This is a genomic window from Erwinia sp. MYb416, assembly GCF_037479575.1.
Lineage (GTDB): Bacteria > Pseudomonadota > Gammaproteobacteria > Enterobacterales > Enterobacteriaceae > Erwinia > Erwinia rhapontici.
In genome coordinates this window covers 1-2,127 of the sequence record NZ_JBBGYT010000328.1, presented here as the reverse complement: position 1 = coordinate 2,127, position 2,127 = coordinate 1, and the positions used below count along the sequence as shown (strand labels likewise).

General features: G+C 53.5%; 2 protein-coding genes. Both read right to left on the bottom strand.

Going from position 1 to position 2,127, the window contains the following annotated elements; all coding sequences use genetic code 11:
• Positions 1-732, bottom strand: a 732-nt coding sequence (locus WH277_RS03935) for a hypothetical protein (RefSeq protein ID WP_339504472.1), incomplete at its 3' end; no start/stop codon positions are given.
• Between the two features lie 18 nt (positions 733-750).
• On the bottom strand, positions 751-2,127 hold a 1,377-nt coding region (locus WH277_RS03930), incomplete at its 5' end, for a glycosyltransferase family 2 protein (RefSeq protein WP_339504470.1).

The window sequence follows — 2,127 nt, the reverse complement described above, 5'->3', positions numbered from 1 at the left end:
ACGGTAGAACTGCTGCTCCCAAGCACTCTCATTCTCACCAGGAAAAACATCATGGTAAAACGCATACAGCAACGCATTGAGGAATACACTGCGGTGTAACTGCATGAATTCCGCCAGCTGCGACGCCTGCTCCAGTTCTTGCAGAGTGTCCTGCAAATAGTCGGAAGTCATCACGTTAATGTCGTTCAGCTTCAGTATCAGCGTCATGCCGGTCAGTGGATCCAGGCTGGCATCCAGCTCGCAGCGGCTCAATGCCTTTAGCGCGGCAAGCTTTGACGTATCAATCACCGGAAGTTGCTCAAAAGCCTGCGCCATCATCCCCTGCTGCATCAGCCCGATCAGTTCATCACCGAGGGCTTCAATTTGCTGAGGTTCGGACAGTTGGCTGCTTTTACTGATCAGAACACCCAGCGTGTAGAGTACCTGCTCAGGAGACGCATCGCCGGAGATAGCCAGGTTAATCGCCGCCTGATTTAGCGCCTGCAGGCGCGGATCGAGGGGTCTGGCGTTCGGTTTTTCTGAGCGGCCACTGTGCAGGATAAACGCATCTTCACGGCACAGGATTTCACGTGCCGCACGGTCACAATCCAGTAAGGCGCTGTGGCGGATTTGATCCTGCCAGCGAAGTATCACCGTCGACGGCTGACGCTGGCAACATGGGCAGTGACAAGGGTCGGCGTTCTGCTCCAGTCGCAGAACGAATTCAGGAGTGTAACTTTCAATCGTATTCACAATCGCTCCGGGGCGGGGTTAATGTTTGTTTAAGGTGGCTAACTTACGGAAGAAATGATGGGCCAGCGGGTCACCCGCCTCATCGCTGTCCTGATAGATGTAACTGGGGTAAAGGGCAAACCAGCGCCCGCTCAGACACAGTTCGTGCCACGGCAAATTTTGCTGGCCGTACAGATCATCAGGTGCCGCACGCTGCTCACGCTGTGCCGTTTTCAGCATGGAAATAAAATCGGCATAGCGATCCTGATGCACGGCATAAGCCACTGGCCGGGTGACCCGGGTCGCCCTGAGTGCCGCGGGCAAGGATTTCAGCGGCTGCCCGTTTTTCAGCTCGCATCCCAGCAACAGCACATCCCATTGGATTTCACGACAGGCAGACAGCAGCTGGTTGAGGTTTTGTACCGTCTTTTCCTGCCGTACAAAGCAGGTACGATCGTCAAGTATCAGATAGTTCCGCCAGCCCGCCGCCTGCGCTTTTTCAACCGCCTGTAAATGGCTGGATGCCAGTGGTTCTCCCGGCTGCGGACAGATAATCTCCAGCTGTGTCCGCTGGACACCCTGCGCATACAGACTGCGGATATAACCCGCCAGCTGTGTTTCATCCCTGGAACAGGCGTTAACCATCACACGGTCGAAAAAGGTCCAGTCAATGTGTGTATTGACCGGCGCGTGCTGTAATCGCTGATAGAACTTACGCAGATGCGCATCAGTGACATAATCACCCAGATGCTTTGTGTCGCGCTCTGCGCTGCCCATAACAAAATCTTTATCGAAGGTATTGGCGTTATGTGAGATGCAGAGAATGCTGCGCTCGGGTGCCAGTTGCAGGACAGGCGTCGTGAAGCCATTCAGAAAATGGCTCTCTTCTGCCAGCGTGGCATCATCATCATAGCGATGATGTTTAAGATATGAGCGGTGAAAGGCAAATGTGCCATTCAGTGCATGTTGGGGTCCCCATGCATGGCTCAGATAGATGCGGTCAATATGGCTGTACCAGATGGGGATCCTGTCGCAGCCCGCAAATTGCGCCTTATGATGCTGCATTTCCGCAATGGTATAGCTGATTTTATCTGCCGGATAATAGTCATCATCATCCATACAGATAATGTACTCTCCCTTTGCTAACGCGTTGAGACGGTTACGCTTCGCCCCAATCGTCAGGCGCTCTGGCAAAGAGTAGTAGCGGATCAGGTGCGGACAGGCAGCATACTTTTTCATGCTCTCAATCAGGTCAGCATTGCTACAGGCCGAGTCATCCAGAATCACCAACTCCCGCCGATCGGCGGGATAGTCCTGGTACTGGAACATATACAGTAGATAGGGCAAAAAAGTCCTGCGGTTCCATGTGGGTGTCACTACGCTGACAAAAGGAAGAGGAGACCTCTTCTCTGAAGG